The sequence below is a fragment of the Thalassospira profundimaris genome (assembly GCF_003326795.1).
GTDB lineage: Bacteria > Pseudomonadota > Alphaproteobacteria > Rhodospirillales > Thalassospiraceae > Thalassospira > Thalassospira profundimaris_C.
This window is the reverse complement of record NZ_JPWI01000002.1, coordinates 259,923-279,654: the sequence shown is the minus strand read 5'-3', so window position 1 is coordinate 279,654 and position 19,732 is coordinate 259,923. Positions and strand designations below refer to the sequence as shown.

Sequence of the window (19,732 nt, the reverse complement as noted above, 5' to 3'; positions counted from 1 at the left end):
CTAGCCACAGGCGCGAAGCGACTTGCCCAGTGCCTCGATAAAGAAATCGACTTCTGATCGTTTCAGGCAAAGGGGCGGACGAATTTTCAATGTCTGCCCGTATTTTCCGGCTGCACCGATCAGAACACGATGACGGCGCATCGCGTTGATCACATCCCCGACCAGTTGCCCGCTTGGTTGTGCCGCATCCCCGTTAGCCGACAGATCAACTCCCAGAAAAAGACCGGCACCGCGAATATCACTGATGCGACCATCAATCTCGGCCAGATGCTGCAACCCTTCGCGCAAATAGGCGCCGCACACGGTCGCATTGTTTTGCAAGTTCTCGTCACGAATGACGTCAAGCACGGCAAGCCCTGTGGCTGCGGCAACCGGACTTGCCGCAAAGGTGTTGAAATAACCGACATCCTCGCAAAAGGCGGCCAGCAATTCCGGCCTGACCGCAATGCCCGCCATCGGGAAACCATTGCCCATCGGCTTGCCCATACTAACGATATCGGGAACAACATCGTGACGCGCAAAACCCCAAAAGGCATCACCGGTCCGGCCAAATCCGGGCTGAACTTCATCAGCAATAAACACCCCGCCCGCGCGATGGACAACCGCCACGGCCAGTCGCAAAAAGCCCTTGGGATTTGAAAAGACCCCGTCACTCGAAAAGATGCTGTCGACAACAAGGGCGGCAACACCGCAACCACGTTCTTTCAGCGTTTCAATCGCCGAATGCACAGCATCGGCAAAACCGGCTGCAATATTATCGCCATAGGCCTGCTTGCCAGGTGGCGGGATCGCAATCACGTGATCGGGCAGCCCGCCGCGCTTGATCGCCGATGGTGATATCTCGGTCACGGCCGCAGTATTCCCGTGATAGGCGCTTTCGGTAACGATGATGCCCAGTGCCCCGGTCGTACGCTGCGCAACCCGGATTGCAAGGTCATTGGCCTCGCTGCCACTGCATGTCAGAACGATATTTTCCAGATGATCAGGAAACGTCTCCTTGAGACGATCCAGATAGGTTTCCACCGTCTGATGCAGATAGCGACTATTGATATTCAGGCGCGCGGCTTGGTCGGCCATTGCGCTGACCACCTGTGGATGACAATGCCCGACCGAGGGCACATTGTTATAGAAATCAAGATAGTTGGTGCCGTCTGCGGCAGTCATCCAGCATCCCGATGCGGATACCATTTCAATCGGGTCACGGTAAAACAGCACCGATGCCGCCCCGACATTGCGCAACCGGCGACTTAAAAGATCAGGTCGCGCCGGGTCATTTCTGCCCGGGACAGAAATGTCATAGGCATTCATATCAAGGATGGGGCGCACCTCGGTCATGATATCCCCTCTGCCACAAGATAGGTTTCCGCCATCGCAAGGGTTCCGCTGGTGAAATCAGTTCCCATTTCCTGGGCCGTTGGTGTTTCCGGATGACTTGCAATCCATGCCGTCAGCAACAACCGTCTCAGCATCACGAAACTGTCGAGCATCTCGTGATCTGCTTTGGAAAATGGCGCGATGGTTCGATACCCCTCCACCCAGGCTTCCTTAAGTGCCGGAATGATCGGGTCCAGTTCGATAAAGCTGATGGCTGCGGCAAAGTCATAGCCAAACCAGCCAAAGCCACAATCGTCAAAATCAATGACGCCAAGCCGGTCGCCATCGGCCAGCAAGTTGGCAAGACGCAAATCCGCATGGATCAGTCCAAACCGCTCACTCCCCATCCCGAAGGCCATAAGTTTCTGATCCAGATGGCGACAAACCTGTTCCAGACGAGCCAGCCCGTCCGGGTCCAGCCCCGGAGCAGCACGCCAGTCCCCCCAATGCGGTGTTGCGCCAAGGGTGGTGTCAAATGTCCAGCTTTTGCGCACAAAATTCACCGAACGCGACCATTTCCGGGCATGACCATGCAACCGGGCACTAATCGCACCCAACTTGAAAAACCCGTCGATCAAGGCATCATCGGCGGATGGTTCATCGCCCTTCATGAAATCAAAGGCCACCACATGGCGGGTAACGCCATCCTGATCAAAACCGGCCACCAGTGATCCGTCACTGCGCAAGCGCGGTTTGGGCGTATCGACCACGTCAGCCGCGCGCAAGGCATTGATCCAGGCAAGTTCGGACTCGATTTCGGAACGGGTGTGATAACCGGGCCGGTGTACCCGCAAGATCATCCTGGCACCCGTATCCGGATCGGTCGCAAGGAAGGTGGCGTTTTCCGAAACCGTCAAAAGCGACACGATGCTGTCAGGCCCCATACCCCAGCCGCCCAAAACCGATATTGCACCAGCCTTAAGGGTAGCAATCAGCTCGTCATTGTAAATTCCGCCCAATATTGGCCTCCCTCATTCCCAAGCTGAAACCGTCTCGAAACCTGATCGGGTGACTGCCATCAAAGCCGTTGAAAACTGTCGGCATTGGCCCAAGGCATCCGTCACGCATTTCACCGGATAAGCCGTTTTAGACGGCCTTCTGTGAATATTGTGCTCTAAAATGTGTAACTTGCAACATTTTTTGTTGCATCACGGAAAAATTGCCCCGATCATCTGAAAAACATAACGCACCGCACAATCAGGGACGACGCACCCGTCAGACGCTTTTCAAATGCATCGACCGGCGTGCCGTGACTTCATGAAAGGATCCCTCATGCTGACTTCAATTTCCGGAAAAAGCGTCATCGTTACCGGTGGCTCCAAGGGCATTGGCAAGGGCATCGCCAGCGTCTTTGCAAAACAGGGCGCAAAGGTCATGGTTGTGGCCCGCACCGAAAAGGATGCGGTCGTAACGGTTGAGGAAATCAAGGCTGCCGGTGGTACAGCGGATATGTTTCTGTGTGATGTCGCAGATTGGGATCAGGTCATGGGCATGGCGGAATACACCGCAAAGACCTTTGGCGGGATTGATATCCTGTGCGCCAATGCCGGTATCTTCCCGCAGGTCAAAATGATTGAAATGGGTGCAGATGACTGGGATCAGGTCATGTCGACCAACCTCAAAAGCAGCTTTCTCTGCGTAAAGGCCTGCATTCCCTATTTCGAGAAAGCCGGCAAAGGCCGGGTCGTGATCACCTCGTCCATAACCGGTCCGGTCACCGGCTATCCCGGTTGGGCGCATTACGGTGCGTCCAAGGCTGGTCAGCTTGGTTTCATCCGGACTGCCGCAATGGAACTGTCGCGCTATAACACGACGATCAATGCCGTGATGCCGGGCAATATCATGACCGAAGGTCTGGCTGATCTTGGACAGGATTACCTGGACTCGATGGCGAACTCGATCCCGCTCAAACGTCTGGGCAGTGTCGAGGACATCGCCAATGCCGCCCTGTTCTTTGCATCCGACGAGGCCGCCTATATCACCGGCCAATCCATTATCGTCGACGGCGGACAAATCCTGCCTGAATCGCTTGATGCACTGGGCGAGATCTAAGCAAAAAACGAGATACTCACCCGGGAAACACAATTTAAATTTGCATCCCCTTTCCCCTTTGGATACTGATATTTTCAGTATTCAGAGGGGATTTATCATGAAACTTCATCACCTTAAGATTCTCGCAGTGCTCGGCTGCGTTGCGTTCCTCGGGGCTTGCGCAACATCACGAAGTGTCGTTCAAATCGAACAACCAGACACCATTGAAAACCCCGCCGAAGGGACCGAGGTCAGAATTCTGGAAGTGAACGACAACCGTCAATTCCAGATTGACCCGCCCAGTCCGGATATCCCCTCACTTGCCAATGACGAAATTGATAACAAGTCGATCACGTCCCGCGCCTATGCGCGTAAACGCAACACCTATGGCATGGCCTTGGGCGATGTGCTGATCCCCGAAGGCAAGACCGTCGCCGACGCCATTGCCAAAACGGTCGAAAACGGATTCCAGGCAGCAGGATACCGTGTTTTGACACCAGAAGATCCGAATTACGCCAGCGCCGCCGATGTCAAAGTTGATATTTCGGAATTCTGGTCATGGTTTGAACCCGGCTTCTGGCAAATCACCATACACAATCGCAGCGACATAACCTTAACTGCCGACAATATCACCCAGTCTGGCCCTATCAGGATCAAAGAGCAGTACAACGAGAACATGCAAATGGCGCTCGATAGCGATTGGCAGAAAAGTGCAATCAACGCTTTAAAGCAGGTTCGCGAAAAAATCACCGAACAGCTCTTGGCGCTTTCAGAAAAATGATCGGCCTTTAAGCCGAAACGTGGTGAACCAAAAACCGCGCCGTTTGGGCGCGGTTTTTGTCATTCAGATATCATGCAACCCATACTGGCTGCGGACCACGCCGGAATTATAGCGCTCTGACGCCAGAAGTCGGGGTTTGATACCACCGGCATCGCGCCCGAACAGCGATATGCCATCGCCGAGCACTTCGGGTACCGTAAAGATATCAAGCTGGTCGGCAAAGCCGCCAAACAGGAACTGCGTCACCACGCTGCCCCCGCCAACAACCCAGATATCCCCGTCCCCATTCCGACTGTCGCGAAGCTGATCGACAAGTTCGATAATGCTGCCGCCATAGGGCTCGATATTTGCCGGGCGGTCTTCGGGAAGATCGCGTGATGTCAGAACGATGGTGCGGCGAGCCTCGTACGGCCAGTCACCAAATTCCATGACCTGATCAAAGGTGTTTCTGCCAATGATCAATGTGCCAACGGAGTCCAGAAAGTCATCAAAGCCAAACTCGGCCGGATCATATTGATCCAGCCAGTCAACCGCACCATTGGTGCGCGCAATGAAGCCATCCAGACTGACCGCGATATATATGCGGAACAGCTTTTTGCCCATGTCTATGTCCAACCTTTGATGGGGTCTTTGCCCCTTTTTTTTGGTTCACCGATCATAGCAGATTATCAACCGGGAGTGACAAGAAAGCAGAAACCGGCACTGTTTCCATCACCACCCGATTGTCAGAAACCGCTGTTTTCCGCCCTATTCTTCCGAACAGGGGTCAACATTCGACAACATTGACATTAACCGCAAGCCCGCCCTGACTGGTTTCCTTATACTTGCTTTGCATGTCGAGTCCCGTCTGGCGCATGGTTTCGATCACACGATCAAGCGACACGGTGTGCTGCCCGTCGCCGCGCAATGCCAGACGTGCGGCATTGATCGCCTTGACCGCCCCCATTGTATTGCGTTCGATACAGGGCACCTGCACCAAACCGCCAATCGGATCGCAGGTCAGGCCAAGGTTATGCTCCATCCCGATCTCGGCGGCATTTTCGACCTGTTCGGGTGTGCCGCCCAGAACAGCACAAAGTGCGCCCGCTGCCATCGAACAGGCCACACCGACCTCCCCCTGGCATCCGACCTCGGCTGCCGAGATCGAGGCACGCTTCTTGTAGATCGAACCGATTGCAGCAGCGGTTAAAAGGAATTCGCGAATTTTGGCCTGACTGGCATTGGCCCCAAACCGTTCATAATAGCGAAGAACGGCCGGGATCACCCCGGCTGCCCCGTTGGTCGGAGCCGTCACGACGCGCCCGCCGGCGGCATTTTCCTCGTTCACGGCAAGGGCATAAAGATTGACCCAGTCAATCACGGTCAAAGGATCGCGAAGGCCTGCTTCGGGTTTATCCGTTAGTTCGTGATAAAGCTTGGATGCACGCCGTTTCACATTCAGCCCGCCGGGCAAAATACCGTCCGTTTTGCAGCCACGATCAATACAATCCATCATCGCCTGATGCACGCGATCAACAAATTCATATGTCTCGTCCGGGCTGCGCCAGCTTTGTTCATTTGCCATCATGATTTCGGCAATCGAACGCCCTTCGCGCTTGCAGATCGCCATCAATTCATCGGCTGATCCGAACGGATGGGGCAATGTGATGTTATCACCGGAATATTCCGCCCCGCGATCATCACCAGACACAATAAATCCGCCGCCAACTGAAAAATATTCCTGTTCGTGGATTTTCACCCCGTCACGATCAAAGGCGGTGATCCGCATGCCATTGGGATGTTGCGGCAAGGTCTCGGTGAAATGGAAAACAAGATTGGTCTCGCGGTTAAAGGCCACCGGATGCTGCCCGTAAAGTTGCAGCTCGGAACTGGCATCAATTGCCGCCATGGTCGGGGCCACATCATCGGGATCCACACTGCGCGGACGTTGCCCTGAAAGGCCCATGATCACTGCGGTATCGGTCGCATGTCCCTTACCCGTCAGGGCAAGAGATCCATAAAGATCGACCACAACACTGCCGGTTGCGCTCAAAAGATTGCGGGCTTCAAGTTCAAGGCAGAAACGGTAACCCGCCCGCATCGGACCAACCGTATGCGAACTCGATGGGCCAATCCCGATGGTATAAAGATCAACAACAGAAAGGTTTACGTCTTGCACAGATCCGTCTTGCGATCCCGAAGCGGGACCGGTGGCGGTATGGGTGGTCATAAGGGCCTCCTTCACGGCTCTTGAACGCGCGAAATCTCGCGCCGTTTGCGAACCGGTGTCTTGCCCCCTCTGTCCCTTGACCTGAGATTGTGCGCCTGCCTGCCAAAAACAATGTCAGCCAACAGGTTTTCATCCTTCGGTGGAAACCGGGTGTCGGGCACAATGAACATGCACGCCATCCGGTTTCTCTCTCCAGAGCCTCTATCCGCGACGGTCCATCTGCCTGAGAGTTTTATGGGGCTATTGCTCCTTCGGCGCCGGTCATGCGGATGACCGGGCTCTCCCGTCGTGGTGCGAAACGCCATTTCTGCCGTCTCTGAGGATCACCGTTGGAACGCAGAGTATCTGTGTCTGCAAACCCTGTCAAAAAGCAGCTTTGCACCTGCAAAAAATTCCCGGCACGGGTACTGTTTCGCGGCCACATTCATGCTAAATTGCCGGAATTACGCATGTGCCTGTTGCGAGTAACGGTTGACCCACCCTGCCCGCGCAACAGGATTGATGGCGAACTGTCCCGTAAGTCACCATATTTACTGGTAATTATTTACGGGTAATTCAGCCTTTATCTCTATCAGTGGGGTTTATGAACGTGACTGTATCGAATTCCGTAAAGCGCCCGCGCCCGGTGGTGCTGTGCATTCTGGACGGCTGGGGTTATCGCGAAGAAACCAAGGACAACGCCGTTGCCTTGGCCAATACGCCTGTCTGGGATGCGCTTTATGCCAATAACCCGACCGGTTTCCTCAAGGCGTGCGGTCTGGATGTTGGCCTGCCCGAAGGCCAGATGGGCAATTCGGAAGTCGGTCACATGAATCTTGGGGCGGGCCGTGTGGTCATGCAGGAACTGCCCAAAATTGACGAAGCCGTCAAAACCGGCTCCATTGCCGATACCGACACCGTCAAAAAGATTATCGCGACCCTGAAAGACAGCAAAGGCGTCTGCCACATTGCCGGTCTTCTGTCCGAAGGCGGCGTTCATTCCCATCAGGCCCATATGGCCGCCCTTGCAAAAATCATCGCAGGCGCTGGTGTGCCGGTGAAAATTCACACCTATCTTGATGGTCGCGACACGGCACCGAAAAGTGCTGCCAAATTCCTTGAGAAATTCCGCGCCCTGATCGGCGATGCCGACGTCGAAATCGTGACCGTTACCGGGCGCTATTACGCCATGGACCGCGACAATCGTTGGGAACGCGTCAGCCAGGCCTATTTCACGATGGTGCAGGGCAAAAATTACGCCGATGGCCGTACGGCTGAAAGTGCCGAAGCCGCCATTGCCAATGCCTATGCCAAAGACACCACCGATGAATTCGTTCTGCCGACAGTGATTGGTGATTTCGATGGCATCAAGGATGGCGATGGCCTGCTGATGACCAACTTCCGTGCCGATCGCGCCCGTGAAATCCTGGCAGCCCTGTGCGCTCCGGAATTCGATGGCTTTGATCGTGGCACGCCGGTCAAGTTCGCAGTACAGGCTGGCATGGTCGAATATTCGTCCGAACATGCCAAATACATGGATGCGATCTATCCGCCCCAGACCCTGCCGAACATCTTTGGCGAAGTGGTTTCCAAAGCCGGTCTGAAGCAGCTTCGTATTGCCGAAACTGAAAAATACCCGCATGTCTCGTTCTTCTTTAACGGTGGCGAAGAACAGGTCTTCGAAGGCGAAGACCGTATTCTGGTCGCATCACCAAAAGTCGCGACCTATGACCTTCAGCCGGAAATGTCGGCCCCCGAAGTGACCGAAAAACTGGTTGCTGCGATCAAGTCGGAAAAATACGACGCGATCATCCTGAACTTTGCCAATCCCGACATGGTCGGCCATAGCGGCATTCTGTCTGCGGCCATGAAGGCGGCCGAGGCCGTTGATACCTGCCTTGGCAAAGTGATTGATGCGATCAAGTCGGTTGGTGGTGTCGCCTTTGTGACTGCCGATCACGGCAATTGCGAAGTCATGGTCGATCCTGAAACCGGCGAACCGCACACGGCACATACCCTTAATCTCGTTCCGACCATTCTTGTTAACGGTCCGGAAGGGGTAACATTGGAGAATGGGCGTCTTGCCGACGTTGCGCCGACCTTGCTGCAACTGCTTGGCGTCGCCCAGCCAGCCGAGATGACTGGCAAACCGCTGCTTAGGGGCCTGAAACAGAATGATGCGCTTCTTGCGAGCTAAATTTGCTTACAGGATAGCCCTGCCTGCGCTGACCGTTTTTGCGGTTCTTGCAGCAGGCGGGGCAGCGCCTTCTTTTGCCCAATCGCTGCAGAAAGTTGACAAGAAGCTTGATCAACTCGAAAGCCAGCTTTCCGAACAGCAAAAACAGGAAGAGTTCCTGTCGCGTAAATCGCGCGAACTCTGGACCGAGGAACAGGCCCTGCAATCCGAAGCCATTTCGGTTGCCCGGCGGACCCAGCGTCTGGAATCGACCCTGACCGAACTTGAAGATCAGCTTCAGACACTCGAAACCCGTGAAAAGGTTGCCGCGACCAGTCTCGAAGACAAGGCCGGGCAATATGCCCGCATCCTGATGGCACTTCAGCGTCTGTCAACAACACCGCCCGAAGCCGTCATTGCCCTGCCAACATCACCGCAGGATACCCTGCGTTCGGCTGTGTTGCTCAAAGCGGCGCTTCCCGGTGTGGAACAGCATGCGCGCGACCTGCGCAAGGAATTGTCTGAAATCGCCACACTTCGCGAAGATATCCGCGACCGTCGCGCCGATGTCGCCAAAGCGACCAAGGAATTACAGCAGGACCGCGCATCACTGGCCGCCCTGCTGGGTGAAAAACGCCGCTTGCGCACCGAGACCGAGGCCGAAGCACACGAAGCCGCCAAAGCCGTGAGCGCCCTTGCCGACGAGGCCAAATCACTTGGCGAGTTGCTGAGTACGCTTCGCAAGCGTGCCGAAGGCCTGCCGAAACCGCGTTCCCGTCCGGAAATTCAGCTTGCCAGCCGGACCGAACCGGACGCCGACACGCTTGGCGCAACGACCATTGCGCGTAACCCGCCGCCGGAACCCCCGGCGCGAAAAGATGACGCACCCAGCGCACCGGACAAAAAAGATGGCACCAGCGATGAGGAATTCGCTGTTGGCAGTTCAATTACGCTGGCACACGGGCATTTACGAATGCCCGCCAGTGGCAAAGTCGTCACACTGTTCGGGGAAAAATCACGTGGCCCGGACGGATTGACAGTCACAAGATCCAAAGGAATTGAGATCAGCACACGTGCAAATGCGCAGGTTGTCTCGCCCTTTGACGGCAAAGTTGTCTTTGCCGGACCCTTCCGCGGTTACGGCCGACTCTTGATTATCGAACACGGCGAAGGATACCATAGCCTTATCGCCGGTTTTGATCGGCTCGACAGTGTGGTAGGACAATATCTATTGGCGGGCGAACCTGTTGGTATTATGGGTGAAACGGCGCCTAAACTGTATCTGGAGATGCGCCAGGACGGAGAAGCGATTAATCCGCTTCCCTGGCTGGCCTCGAAAAACGGCAAGGTAAGTGGATGAAAACCTCTCGATTGGCAGTACTCGCACTCGCGACCGGCATGACTTTCGGCCTTGCGTCCCCAAGTCTGGCGCAATCTTCAACGTCCTCGGCTGAAACGTATCGCCTGCTGAATTTGTTTGGCGATGTCTTTGAACAGGTCAAAGCCAAATATGTCGAAGAAGTCGATGACAAGCAGCTGATCGAAGCTGCCATCAACGGCATGCTGACCTCGCTTGATCCGCATTCCTCCTATCTGAACATGGATAATTTCGAGGAAATGCAAGTCGATACCCGCGGCGAATTTGGCGGGCTTGGGATCGAAGTCACGATGGAAGACGGCTTTGTCAAAGTCATCTCGCCGATCTATGACACGCCCGCGGAAAAGGCAGGCCTGCAACCGGGCGACTTCATCACCCATATTGATGGCACGGCCATTCGCGGCCTGACGCTTAACGACGCGGTCGAAATGATGCGCGGCAAGGTCAATACCGACATCGTCCTGACCATCATCCGCAAGGGTGAACAGGCGCCGTTTGATGTCACCCTGACCCGTGCAGTGATCAAGATCCAGTCGGTTCGCGCCGAGGTAAAGGAAGATATCGGTTACATCCGCATCACCAAATTCAACGAACAGACCTTTAGCGGCCTGCAGCGCGCCATTACCAACATGCGCGATCAAATCGGCCCGGAAATCAAGGGTCTGGTGATTGACCTTCGCAACAATCCGGGCGGTCTTCTTGATCAGGCGATTTCGGTTTCCGATGCCTTCCTTGATAAAGGCGAAATCGTATCGACCCGTCCGCGTGACACCCAGAATACCGAACGCTACAACGCCCGTTCCGGCGATCTGGCCGAAGGTCTTCCGATGATTGTTCTGATCAATGACGGTTCTGCATCGGCATCCGAAATCGTTGCCGGTGCGCTTCAGGATCACCGCCGGGCGATCATCATGGGCACCCGCAGCTTCGGCAAGGGATCGGTACAAACCATCCTTCCGATGCCGGGCAATGTCGCACTGCGTCTGACGACAGCGCGCTATTACACCCCGTCGGGCAAATCGATTCAGGAAGTCGGGATCGTTCCCGATATCATCGTGCCACAGGCCCGTGTCGAAAGCATCGAAGGTGACACCCGTCGTTCCGAAGCATCACTGAATGGTGCGCTTCGCAACGAGGATGCACACACCAACGATACCGAAAAGGATGCAAATTCCCGCCGGGATCAGGCCGAGCAGCTTGCGATTGACGATTACCAGCTGTCGCGTGCACTTGACATGATCCGGGGCATTTCCCTGTTTGGTTCTCGCCCGCAAGGGTAAGGACCAACCGGACACCGTGAGAGACTAGCTGTTCGTGTTCAGGAAAATCCTAAACTCCTTGCCATTCAGAAAGAAGAAGAATGGCGATCTCGACGAGGACATGGCTGGCGCGCTGGCTGACGACCTTGGCGACGGGATGTCTGACGCCGAACACGATGTTGATCTCGATGACCTGCCCTTCAATGAACTGCCCATCGATGTTCAGTTCAAAAGACTTCCCAAGCGGCCGAAATCAAGGCGCAGCTGGTTGTCAAAGCTTCTGATCATTACGCTGTTCCTGTCGCCCTTCGGGGCGACAGCTGTGGCCATGATCCCGGTTCTTGATCCCGAAACCGGCTGGCGACTGTTTCATACCGGCGGGCCCGAGGCACTGGTTGCCGTGCCGGGCTCAGAGCGTGAACTTCAGGAAGAGATTGCTCGCGGTGTGCGCGACATGCAGGAACGCGAACGCGCCCAGCAAAACACCAATATGCCAACCGATGGCGCGAATAGCAGTCCCGAAGAAATCGCCAGTCAGCTATCGGGTATTTCCGATCTGATCGGGACACCCGAACAGGGTGATGGTGCAACTTCAGGGGACCAGCCATCCCCCGAAGAACTCGCAGCCCTGATCGCCGAGGAAGGATCGCTTGACGATCCCATCGAACCCGATCCCTTGCGACAGGCCCCGCTTCCCGGCCTTGACGAGGAAGGAAGCTTCGGACGTATTCCGCGTATTGCAGATGACGGGACAACCCCGTTTGATGCCTATAAACGCCCGTTCGAGAAAACCGACGGACAACCTTATGTCGCCATCATTCTGACCGGTGTTGGCTTGAATGATGAACGCACCCAAACCGCGATCAATGATCTTCCCTTGAACGTGTCATTGGCGATTTCGCCTTATGGGCGCGACATCAAATCGGTCGCCAGTCAGGCCCGTGCAATGGGACATGAAGTCTTCCTTGAACTGCCGATGGAACCCGTCGACTTCCCGCTGTCTGATCCCGGTCCGCGCGCACTTTTGACATCCCTGTCCGAGGGGGAAAACCTTGTGCGGCTTGAATGGTTACTTGCACAGTTCCCCGGCTATGCCGGGCTGGTCAGTCACGAAGGATCAAAATTCGGCAGCCTTGATAGCGCCATCCGGCCGATCATCGAATTCATTTCCCGATCCGGTCTGATGTATGTCGAAGGCACACGCAGCGGCATGGCAAGCTACGGCGCACAACTGGCATCGAATGCCGGAACACCCAATGCAATCGGCAATGTCCTGATTGATGAAATCCCGAGCCGCCGCCAGATCGATGCGAGACTGACCGAACTGGTGAAACTTGCAAAGCGCAATGGTGCGGCAATCGGATTTGCCCAATCCTATCCGGTCACAATCCAGCGTCTGCGGAACTGGGCATTGCGTTTAAAACGTCAGGGGGTCGAACTGGCCCCGGTCAGTGCAATTTCCGGGATGCAAGTCACACCGCAATCCGTCGCCGAGGCCGAAGCATCGCGCCTTGAAGCTGAAAAACGCGAAATCGAAGCGATGGCGCAAGATGCTGCCAACAACACAGAACCCGCCGCCACCATCGAAGGTCAGTGACGGCAAGCCGCCAATTCCGGCCCCGGTCACGCAGGAGAAATCATGGCTGACAAATCCGCAAACCCGTCCGAAACCAAATCAAAGGTCCGTGCCGAAGACCTGCCATACCGTCCGTGCGTCGGCATTGCACTTTTCAATGCGGATGGTCTGGTCTGGATGGGCAATCGTCTGGGCTTTGAAGGTGCCTGGCAGTTGCCACAGGGTGGTATCGATGATGGCGAAACACCGGTTGAGGCCGCCCTTCGCGAACTCAAGGAAGAAATCGGCACCGACAAGGCTGAAATCATCGCAGAAACACCTGACTGGCTGACCTATGACCTGCCCGACCATCTGGTCGGCAAAGCATTCAAGGGCAAGTATCGCGGCCAGAAACAGAAATGGTTCGCCATGCGCTTTACCGGCAAGGACAAGCACATCAAGATTGATGTTCCCAATCCGGAATTTGATGCCTGGCGCTGGAATGATCTTGCCACACTGCCCGATCTGATCGTGCCGTTCAAACGGCCTGTTTATTTGCAAATTGCTGATGCATTTCGTGATGTACCGCAAAGAATTCGTGAAATCAAACAGGCATAAGGCGACTATGCGGCTTGATCGCCGCGTTCTTTTCGCTAAATTTCAAGAATCAATAACACCTACGGTTTAGAGGAGTTCCAATATGGGTGCGGATCGGATTATCTTTGGTGTTTTGACCATTGCGGTCGGTATTTTGGGCCTGTTCTATGCATCTGGCTCACAAGACGGCTATTCCTATTTTGTCGGTTTGGCCCTTTTCATTGGCGCTGTGCTGTTCATGTTCCATCTGATCAAGGGTTATTATGATCAGCTCGAAGCTGCCGATCATTAATCAACCTTGTGCCTGACGCAGCCGTAACCGGCATCTAATGCTTTAAAAACACCCGAGAAAGCTCTAGGAATTGTCTATGAGCAATACATATTGGGACCCTGCCCGTTACGGTCTGTTTGGCAATGAGCGTTTGCGACCGGCCATTGATCTGATTAGCCGCCTGCCCAAAGCAGCAAGCGGATTTTCACCCCGTCACATCGTTGATCTGGGCTGTGGCCCGGGATCGGTGACAGCTGTTCTTGCCGATGCATATGCGGATCAAGGCGATGATACCCCGCGAATTATAGGTGTTGATTCCTCTGACGAGATGCTTGAGACCGCACGCAAACGGTCGGAAAATATCCGTTGGCAAAAGGCCGATATCGCAACATGGCAGCCTGATGATCAGGTTGATTTGCTGTTTTCCAATGCCGCCCTTCAATGGGTCCCCGATCACTCACACCTGTTTCCGCGCCTGATGAGTTTTGTCCGCCCCGGCGGCATGATTGCCATTCAGGTGCCCAATAATTTCCTGGCCCCCAGTCATCAGCTGATCGGTGAAGCCGGGATCGAGTGGCGCAAGGAAGTCGCCGAAGCCATGCATGCCGCACGCATCATGCGACCAGGCGACTATTTTGATGTTCTTGCACCGTCCTGCGACGAGATTGACCTCTGGCAGACACAATATTGCCATGTGCTCAATGGTCCGGACGCAGTTTATAACTGGACCAGCTCGACCATCCTGCGCCCGGTTATGGCAGCCCTTCCTGATGACGCGGCACGTGCGAGCTTTACCGCGAAATACAAGGAACGCCTTAATCAGGTTTACCCGATACGCGATGATGGACGCACATTGTTCCCATTCAATCGCCTGTTCATGATTGCCCGCAAACGGGCCAGCTGATCCCCGATCACTTCCCTGACAAGGAGCCTTCCCATGGCAGATTTTCGCGAACATTTCGTCAAATGCTGTGGGTATGAAATCCATGTCAGGGCATGGGGTGATCCAGCAAAACGCCCACTGATCATGATGCATGGTCTGGCGCGGCTTGCCGATGATTTTGATCATGTTGCCCCGCATTTCACCGATCAGTATTACGTACTGTGTCCAACCATGATCGGGCGTGGTTTTTCCGGCTGGGCCAAAAATCCGGACCGCGAATATACCGTCCCTTTCTATGTCGCCCAGATGTTTGAACTGCTTGACCATTTCGGGGTAAGTACCTGTGACTGGATCGGCACATCCATGGGCGGGCTGATTGGCCTTTATGCCACTGCCGAAGTCGCAGGACGGATCGAAAAGCTGGTCCTCAATGATATCGGGCCGGAACTTGATCCGAATGCGGTTGCCCGGATCAAATCCTATGTCGGGGCATCACCGGAATTCGAAACCATCGATGATGTTGAAAAGCTGGTCAGGCTGGTTTATGCCCCGTTTGGCGTTGCCGATGATGCCACCTGGGCATTTTTAGCTTCACGGTCCGTGCGACGACTGCCGAATGGCAATTTCATGATGCATTACGACCCCGAAGTCATGCGCATCTTTGCCGAACACATTGATTCCTTTGATGCCTGGGATGTTTTTGATGCCCTGCCCTGTCCGGTAATGCTGATCAGCGGCGAACAATCTGATCTGATCCCCAAGGCCATTGTCGATAAAATGAAAAATAAAAAACCTGAAATGCCTGTTTTTGCAGTGGCGAACTGCGGGCATGCTCCCCATCTGAATGACAAAGCGCAAATCAACGCAATCAGGGACTTTCTGGGAAGCACAAGCCAATAGGCCGCAATCGTCACGCGGTCCCGTTGACGTCTCCCTCCTTCACAAGTGACCTGATCAGGTTCGATCCGCGAAAAATGCCACGCATAATGTGGCGGCGCGGACAATACATGGTTGGTATGGGACCGACACCGAAGACGTATATGACCTCCTACGCAGAGGTCCCAAATCCAATGCGCTGATTGCTGTGGCTCTGTGATCACCTGTGGGAACAGGCGGCATGATGAAACTGCATCTGGCAAACTTTTCGCTCTATAGCGCATTACTCGCTGCCCTCATCACTGTGGGCATGGGTCGGCTTTCTTCTGCCTATGCGCAATCAGATGACGTTCCTTCGATCAGTTCGGCACCGCGTCTTGCCTTTGGCAGTGATCTGGGGGCCGCTATCTTGCCGCCGGCGGGTCATAACGGTATCAGCCGGTATTTTTCCGGACGCACGCGCAGCAGTTTCCTGCTTGGCCCGGAACCCGATGACACCGGACAAGGCAGTCAGTTCTGGCTTGAAATGGACGGGACCCGGAACACCCACAACGGGCTTAGCGCCCAGATCGGGCTGGGCTATTCACCGACACCGGGTCTTGGCATTGCCGTTGGACCGTTTCTTGATCTGAGCGCATCGAAATCGGAAAATATCGGCATATACCAGACGGGCGGCTATGCTTTTGAGCAACCACGCAGGCCACTTCTGTTATCTGAAAGCGACAATGACATAAACGATGCCGGTCTTGCTGCGTCACTTTCCTACATGCCGCTTCAGGATATCTGGATCGGCTTGCATGGCAGTGTGTCGCGCAACCTGACGCCGTCCCAACCCGATCAAAGCGTCCTTGACGGTATTGATGCCATGCTGGGCCTGACCGCGCGCTATCGAATCGAATTCTGATCTGACCGATCGATATCTGCATTTACAGGCCGATGGGCAAATACCCTGTTGCACAGGACGGGCAGTCCTGTATGACTCTTTGAAAGGCAACCCAAAGGGACATATAGACGCGTATGAGCCATTCGCTCCCACCTGAAAATGCCGTACTTGGCGCACCGTTTAATGCCTGCAATGAACTTGCTGCGGCCAAAAACGCCAATCTTTATCGTGCGGCTATGCGTCTTTCTCCGGAACGCCAGCGCTTCTTTCTGGCAAGCTACGCCTCGATGCGCGTCATTGACGATATCGTCGATGACGGTTTTCTTGAGTTGCCCGACGCCGAACGCGATGCTCAGCGCGAAACAGTTATCGAAACCATCAATCAGTGGCAGGCACAAATCATCTCGGCCAAGGCCGGGGCGAAAAATCCGCTGCCCGAAACCGGACCGCTTAGCGGTGATGTGTATGAGGCACTCCGCCTGACCCTTGGCCGCAGTGATCTTGCGACCGATCCATGGATCGAACTGGCTGACGCCCTTCATCGCGACGTTGCCGAAGAACCGATGGATGAATGGGACGATTTCATCGCCTATTGCGAAGGCGCGACTGCTGCGCCTGCATCGATCTTTGTCTATCTGCTATCTGCGCGCTTTGACCCGGAAATCGGCTATACCTCGCCCCTGACCAATCCGCCGATCTATCACGCGCGGGACATGGCAATTTTCTGCTATATTATTCACATCCTGCGCGATCTGCCCGACGATATCAAAGGCCCCGACCGCCTTGTCACCATTCCGTCCGAAATGCTGATCGCAGCCGACATCACCCTTGGCGAAATTCGCAATGCCATCGGTCAGGGCAAGTATGAAGAGCTCGATTATCTGGGGAAAATCATGCTCGAACATGCATGGGAACATTTCGAAACCGGTCAGGCCCGGTCTGGCGAACTTTTGTCTGTCCTTGACACTGACGAGGCCGACACCCTGTCTCGCCTGTTCACGGTTTATATCGAGTTGGGCGGCGCAATGATGGAAAACGGCTATGCCAGTTTCCTCAAAGATCGCAAATCGATCATGGAAACCACCGCCCAGAACAGCCTGCCTGATATCAGCAACGACTGACCATTCTGGATGGTCGCGACACCATCAAGGCAAAAGAAAACCCCGCCAAACTGGCGGGGTTTGTCATTTTCAGGTCGGACCTGATGGATATTATTTGGCGCTAAGGGCTGCAACACCCGGAAGGGTTTTGCCTTCAAGCCATTCAAGGAATGCGCCGCCCGCAGTCGAGACATAGGAAAATGCCTGATCAGAATCGGCGTGGCGCAATGCGGCAACCGTGTCACCGCCACCGGCAACCGACAGAAGCTTTCCTGCCTTGGTCAGAGCTGCTGCATGCTGGGCCACTGAAACCGTTGCCGTGTCAAACGGCGTGATTTCAAAGGCACCGAGCGGGCCGTTCCAGACCAGCGTTTCGCAGGTTTCAAGGCGCTTGTTCAGATCCTTGATGGTTTCCGGACCGGCATCCAGAATCATGCCATCACTTGCAACATCATTGATGTCGGAAACATCATGCGGTGCGTTGGCGGCAAATTCCTTGGCAACCAGACCATCAACCGGCAGAACGATTTCGCAATTGGCGGCTTCTGCCTTTTTGAAAATCTCGCGCGCGGTTTCAAGCAGGTCATGTTCGCACAGTGATTTGCCAACATTGACACCCTTGGCCGCAAGGAAGGTGTTGGCCATGCCACCACCAATCACCAGCTGATCAACCTTGGCAACCAGATTGCCCAGTAGATCAAGCTTGGTGGAAGTCTTGGCACCACCAACAATCGCCATCACCGGATGTTTCGGTGCCTCAAGCGCGTTGCCAAGCGCTTCAAGCTCAGCCTGCATCAAACGCCCGGCATAGGCCGGAAGCGCACGTGCCAGACCTTCGGTCGAGGCGTGCGCACGGTGCGCGCATGAAAACGCGTCATTAACGTAAACATCACCCAGCTTGGCAAGTTCCGCGACAAAAGCCGGATCGTTCTTTTCTTCTTCTGCATGGTAACGCAGGTTTTCCAGAAGCGCGATCTCGCCATTTTCAAGGCTGTTCACAACGCTTGCTGCTGCTTCACCGATGCAATCATCGGCAAATTTCACCGGACGGCCAAGCTGCTTGGCAAGGGCCTCTGCCACCGGCTTAAGCGACATTTCGGGAACGCGCGCGCCTTTCGGGCGGCCGAAATGGGTGATCACCACAAGCTTCGCACCGGCATCGGCCAGTTCAATCAGGCCCGGAACGGTACGGTCGATACGAGTCGTATCACCAACCACACCATCCTTCATCGGAACGTTAAGATCAGCGCGCAGCAAAACGCGCTTGCCAGCGACATTGACACCGTCAAGCGTATTAAAGTCAGCCATTATCTGAACCTGCTTTTGAGTTTCACAAAAGACGGGAGGCGGGCGTCCCGACATGGATCGAACCAAATCCTGTTGGGCCCTGTTTTGCCTGATCAGGGCAATCGACGCAAGGCCCGAAGCGGTCCGTAAAAGTACCTGTAAAAAATAACCGGCCGGTCATGATCCTGACGGCCGGTTATCGAATTTCGATCAATGCTGTCCCAGAAGGGATGAATGCAAAAAGCCCTGGAAACTGGTCGCTACCGGCCCGGTCATCAGAACATGGTCATCTGGCAACCATTCGATGGTCAGTTTACCACCATCCAGAATGATTTCGGTCTTGCGCCCGGTCAAACCGCGGCGCGCAGCTGCCACACCAACGGCACAGGCCCCGGTCCCGCAAGCACGGGTTACGCCAACGCCACGCTCCCAGACACGCATCCGGATCTGATTTTCGCCAACGATGCTGCAAACTTCGATATTGGCGCGTTCCGGGAACATCTCGTGATGTTCAAGAACCGGACCAAGCTTTTCGATATCAATCGCTTCGGCGTCCTCGACAAAGAACACCGCATGCGGGTTGCCAACATTGACCCCGACTGCATCGGAAAGCGGGCCAAGCGACAGCGGAATGTGGTTGGTATCAACTGCCTCGGCAAGCGGGATATCGCGCCAGTCAAGTTTGACCTGACCCATATCGACCGTCACCAGACCATTGGTTGACGCATTGGCATCAAGCAATCCGACAACGGTTTCAATGATCGCATCATTGCGGCCAAGCTCGCCCATCACGATGCTGGCAACACAGCGCGTAGCATTGCCACATGCCTCGACTTCGCCGCCGTCATTGTTGCGGATACGCATAAAGGCGTCCGCCATATCATCGCGGGCGGGTTCAATAACGATCAGCTGATCACAGCCAACACCGGTCTTGCGATCTGCAATCCGGGCGGCTGTTGCATCATCAAGATCAAGCACGGCGGGATCGCGTCGTCCATCAAAGACAACGAAATCATTTCCCAGACCATGCATTTTGACAAAAGGAATACCGTTCATACCCGCCTTATAGTCCTGTTTCCAAAGCCAGTCCATA

General features: G+C 54.9%; 18 protein-coding genes and 1 riboswitch. Of the genes, 12 read left to right on the top strand and 6 right to left on the bottom strand.

The annotated features are described in order from the left end of the window. Entirely contained in the window at positions 1-1,335 is a 1,335-nt protein-coding gene (locus TH30_RS05665) for an aspartate aminotransferase family protein (protein ID WP_114097100.1), read from the bottom strand. After that, entirely contained in the window at positions 1,332-2,333 is a 1,002-nt protein-coding gene (locus TH30_RS05660; RefSeq protein ID WP_114097099.1) for a phosphotransferase enzyme family protein, read from the bottom strand. The genes TH30_RS05665 and TH30_RS05660 overlap by 4 nt, the downstream gene beginning before the upstream one ends. Positions 2,334-2,646: 313 nt before the next feature. Between TH30_RS05660 and fabG the strand changes: the two genes are divergently transcribed. Both fabG and TH30_RS05650 read left to right on the top strand, forming a co-directional pair. Further along, positions 2,647-3,426: a 3-oxoacyl-ACP reductase FabG gene (gene fabG, locus TH30_RS05655; RefSeq protein WP_114097207.1), complete on the top strand. Its 780-nt coding sequence runs from the start codon at positions 2,647-2,649 to the stop codon at positions 3,424-3,426. Positions 3,427-3,523: 97 nt separating this feature from the next. Beyond that, the gene (locus TH30_RS05650) at positions 3,524-4,186 is read left to right on the top strand and encodes a YajG family lipoprotein (RefSeq protein WP_181850157.1); all 663 of its coding nucleotides are present in this window, start codon (positions 3,524-3,526) and stop codon (positions 4,184-4,186) included. 63 nt (positions 4,187-4,249) lie between these two features. On the opposite strand, the gene TH30_RS05645 is transcribed toward TH30_RS05650, so the two are convergent. Both TH30_RS05645 and TH30_RS05640 read right to left on the bottom strand, forming a co-directional pair. Beyond that, on the bottom strand, positions 4,250-4,789 hold the full coding sequence (locus tag TH30_RS05645) for a dihydrofolate reductase family protein (RefSeq protein WP_114097097.1): 540 nt from the start codon (positions 4,787-4,789) through the stop codon (positions 4,250-4,252). A 163-nt stretch (positions 4,790-4,952) separates the two neighbouring features. After that, positions 4,953-6,395 carry an L-serine ammonia-lyase gene (locus TH30_RS05640; RefSeq protein ID WP_114097096.1) on the bottom strand — a complete coding sequence of 481 codons (1,443 nt, stop codon included), beginning with the start codon at positions 6,393-6,395 and terminating at the stop codon, positions 4,953-4,955. A 201-nt stretch (positions 6,396-6,596) separates the two neighbouring features. Then, positions 6,597-6,691: riboswitch (glycine riboswitch) on the bottom strand. Between the two features lie 287 nt (positions 6,692-6,978). On the opposite strand from TH30_RS05640, the gene gpmI reads away from it, so the two are divergent. The 10 genes from gpmI to TH30_RS05590 all read left to right on the top strand — a co-directional run bounded on the left by gpmI (position 6,979) and on the right by TH30_RS05590 (position 17,373). After that, positions 6,979-8,571: a 2,3-bisphosphoglycerate-independent phosphoglycerate mutase gene (gene gpmI, locus TH30_RS05635; protein WP_114097095.1), complete on the top strand. Its 1,593-nt coding sequence runs from the start codon at positions 6,979-6,981 to the stop codon at positions 8,569-8,571. Next, positions 8,552-9,910, top strand: coding sequence for a murein hydrolase activator EnvC family protein (locus tag TH30_RS05630; RefSeq protein WP_258548632.1), 1,359 nt, complete (start codon positions 8,552-8,554; stop codon positions 9,908-9,910). Before gpmI ends, TH30_RS05630 begins: the two co-directional genes overlap by 20 nt. Further along, positions 9,907-11,208, top strand: coding sequence for a S41 family peptidase (locus TH30_RS05625; RefSeq protein ID WP_114097093.1), 1,302 nt, complete (start codon positions 9,907-9,909; stop codon positions 11,206-11,208). Before TH30_RS05630 ends, TH30_RS05625 begins: the two co-directional genes overlap by 4 nt. Positions 11,209-11,266: 58 nt before the next feature. Continuing rightward, positions 11,267-12,784: a divergent polysaccharide deacetylase family protein gene (locus tag TH30_RS05620; RefSeq protein WP_114097092.1), complete on the top strand. Its 1,518-nt coding sequence runs from the start codon at positions 11,267-11,269 to the stop codon at positions 12,782-12,784. Between the two features lie 42 nt (positions 12,785-12,826). Then, a complete protein-coding gene (locus TH30_RS05615; RefSeq protein ID WP_114097091.1) occupies positions 12,827-13,360 on the top strand; it encodes an RNA pyrophosphohydrolase in 534 nt (177 codons plus the stop codon). A gap of 82 nt (positions 13,361-13,442) precedes the next feature. After that, a complete protein-coding gene (locus TH30_RS05610) occupies positions 13,443-13,631 on the top strand; it encodes a hypothetical protein (RefSeq protein ID WP_114097090.1) in 189 nt (62 codons plus the stop codon). Between the two features lie 76 nt (positions 13,632-13,707). After that, positions 13,708-14,514: a methyltransferase domain-containing protein gene (locus TH30_RS05605; protein ID WP_114097089.1), complete on the top strand. Its 807-nt coding sequence runs from the start codon at positions 13,708-13,710 to the stop codon at positions 14,512-14,514. A gap of 33 nt (positions 14,515-14,547) precedes the next feature. Then, positions 14,548-15,393: an alpha/beta fold hydrolase gene (locus tag TH30_RS05600; protein WP_114097088.1), complete on the top strand. Its 846-nt coding sequence runs from the start codon at positions 14,548-14,550 to the stop codon at positions 15,391-15,393. Positions 15,394-15,610: 217 nt separating this feature from the next. Next, positions 15,611-16,273: a hypothetical protein gene (locus tag TH30_RS05595; RefSeq protein ID WP_114097087.1), complete on the top strand. Its 663-nt coding sequence runs from the start codon at positions 15,611-15,613 to the stop codon at positions 16,271-16,273. 113 nt (positions 16,274-16,386) lie between these two features. After that, a complete protein-coding gene (locus tag TH30_RS05590) occupies positions 16,387-17,373 on the top strand; it encodes a squalene/phytoene synthase family protein (RefSeq protein ID WP_114097086.1) in 987 nt (328 codons plus the stop codon). Between the two features lie 90 nt (positions 17,374-17,463). Here TH30_RS05590 and TH30_RS05585 read toward each other — a convergent pair whose 3' ends face one another. Beyond that, positions 17,464-18,660 carry a phosphoglycerate kinase gene (locus TH30_RS05585; protein WP_114097085.1) on the bottom strand — a complete coding sequence of 399 codons (1,197 nt, stop codon included), beginning with the start codon at positions 18,658-18,660 and terminating at the stop codon, positions 17,464-17,466. Between the two features lie 189 nt (positions 18,661-18,849). Continuing rightward, positions 18,850-19,731, bottom strand: coding sequence for a diaminopimelate epimerase (gene dapF, locus TH30_RS05580; RefSeq protein ID WP_258548620.1), 882 nt, complete (start codon positions 19,729-19,731; stop codon positions 18,850-18,852). Position 19,732 lies beyond the last annotated feature (1 nt).

Excerpts from the sequence above, each read along its gene's own strand:
- TH30_RS05665 (WP_114097100.1), bottom strand. The coding sequence starts at position 1,335 with ATGACCGAGGTGCGCCCCATCCTTGATATGAATGCCTATGACATTTCT.
- fabG (WP_114097207.1), top strand. The coding sequence starts at position 2,647 with ATGCTGACTTCAATTTCCGGAAAAAGCGTCATCGTTACCGGTGGCTCC.
- TH30_RS05650 (WP_181850157.1), top strand. The coding sequence starts at position 3,524 with ATGAAACTTCATCACCTTAAGATTCTCGCAGTGCTCGGCTGCGTTGCG.
- TH30_RS05645 (WP_114097097.1), bottom strand. The coding sequence starts at position 4,789 with ATGGGCAAAAAGCTGTTCCGCATATATATCGCGGTCAGTCTGGATGGC.
- TH30_RS05640 (WP_114097096.1), bottom strand. The coding sequence starts at position 6,395 with ATGACCACCCATACCGCCACCGGTCCCGCTTCGGGATCGCAAGACGGA.
- gpmI (WP_114097095.1), top strand. The coding sequence starts at position 6,979 with ATGAACGTGACTGTATCGAATTCCGTAAAGCGCCCGCGCCCGGTGGTG.
- TH30_RS05630 (WP_258548632.1), top strand. The coding sequence starts at position 8,552 with ATGCGCTTCTTGCGAGCTAAATTTGCTTACAGGATAGCCCTGCCTGCG.
- TH30_RS05625 (WP_114097093.1), top strand. The coding sequence starts at position 9,907 with ATGAAAACCTCTCGATTGGCAGTACTCGCACTCGCGACCGGCATGACT.
- TH30_RS05615 (WP_114097091.1), top strand. The coding sequence starts at position 12,827 with ATGGCTGACAAATCCGCAAACCCGTCCGAAACCAAATCAAAGGTCCGT.
- TH30_RS05610 (WP_114097090.1), top strand. The coding sequence starts at position 13,443 with ATGGGTGCGGATCGGATTATCTTTGGTGTTTTGACCATTGCGGTCGGT.
- TH30_RS05605 (WP_114097089.1), top strand. The coding sequence starts at position 13,708 with ATGAGCAATACATATTGGGACCCTGCCCGTTACGGTCTGTTTGGCAAT.
- TH30_RS05600 (WP_114097088.1), top strand. The coding sequence starts at position 14,548 with ATGGCAGATTTTCGCGAACATTTCGTCAAATGCTGTGGGTATGAAATC.
- TH30_RS05595 (WP_114097087.1), top strand. The coding sequence starts at position 15,611 with ATGATGAAACTGCATCTGGCAAACTTTTCGCTCTATAGCGCATTACTC.
- TH30_RS05590 (WP_114097086.1), top strand. The coding sequence starts at position 16,387 with ATGAGCCATTCGCTCCCACCTGAAAATGCCGTACTTGGCGCACCGTTT.
- TH30_RS05585 (WP_114097085.1), bottom strand. The coding sequence starts at position 18,660 with ATGGCTGACTTTAATACGCTTGACGGTGTCAATGTCGCTGGCAAGCGC.
- dapF (WP_258548620.1), bottom strand. The coding sequence starts at position 19,731 with ATGGACTGGCTTTGGAAACAGGACTATAAGGCGGGTATGAACGGTATT.